This window comes from Photorhabdus sp. RM323S, assembly GCF_042879375.1.
Taxonomy (GTDB): Bacteria; Pseudomonadota; Gammaproteobacteria; order Enterobacterales; family Enterobacteriaceae; genus Photorhabdus; species Photorhabdus tasmaniensis.
This window is the reverse complement of sequence record NZ_JBHFKZ010000163.1, coordinates 1-928: the sequence shown is the minus strand read 5'-3', so window position 1 is coordinate 928 and position 928 is coordinate 1. Positions and strand designations below refer to the sequence as shown.

The 928-nt window shown below is 44.0% G+C and carries 1 protein-coding gene; it reads left to right on the top strand.

What is annotated here, in order from left to right:
- The coding region (locus ACGF7G_RS22450) for an IS4 family transposase (protein ID WP_387468497.1) at nt 1-928 on the top strand (928 nt) is incomplete at both ends.

Here is a 928-nt window from a genome sequence, read left to right as displayed (position 1 = left end):
ACTTCTTCAAAGATGCCTTAGCACCGTTTCATCAATATCGCCAGAATGCATTAATCGATGCCACTATGGCTTTGATTAATGGCGCTTCTCTTACGCTAACCAGTATTGGACGTTTTTTGCCCGGACAGGCTCAGGTCAAAAACAAGATAAAAAGGGTTGATCGCCTGTTAGGAAACACCGCTCTTCACAACGATATTCCTGCGATTTTTAATAATATTACTGCCATGATAACTCGTCAGTTGCCTCTTTGCGTTATTGCTGTGGACTGGAGCGGTTATCCATCGCAGGAGTATCATGTGCTTCGTGCCAGCCTTCTTTGCGACGGTCGGGCAATGCCGTTATTGAGTTGGGTTGTATCCTCGGAAAAACAAAATAACACCTTAATACAAAATCAGTTTCTTGATTCCCTCGCTAAAGCCGTCTCTTCCGATGCCAGAGTCATCATCGTCACAGACGCAGGATTTAAGAGTCCATGGTTTCGACATATTGCCTCATTGGGCTGGGATTTTATTGGGCGGATCAGGAATAACGTTCAATTTCACCTGGCAGAGAGTCCTGAAATATGGCTGAAAATCTCTGACTGTCCTGGAACAATAACGCCGAAATACATGGGGGCGGGAACGCTGGTCAAAGAAAAGAAAAACCGTATTAATGGTCATTTTTATACATACAAGAAATTACCTAAAGGGCGGAAAAGTAAACGTTCAAAAGGCAGGCCAATGTATACTAAAACAAACAACGAGTATCGGCAGTCAGCAAAAGAAGCCTGGCTTATTTTCAGTAGTATAGATGATTTAAAGCCAAGGGAGATCATCAAGTTATACAGTCGTCGCATGCAGATAGAGCAAAACTTCCGCGATGAAAAAAGTGAGCGTTTCGGATTTGGTCTTCGTGCCAGCCACAGTCGCTCTGCGGGTAGAATGCTGGT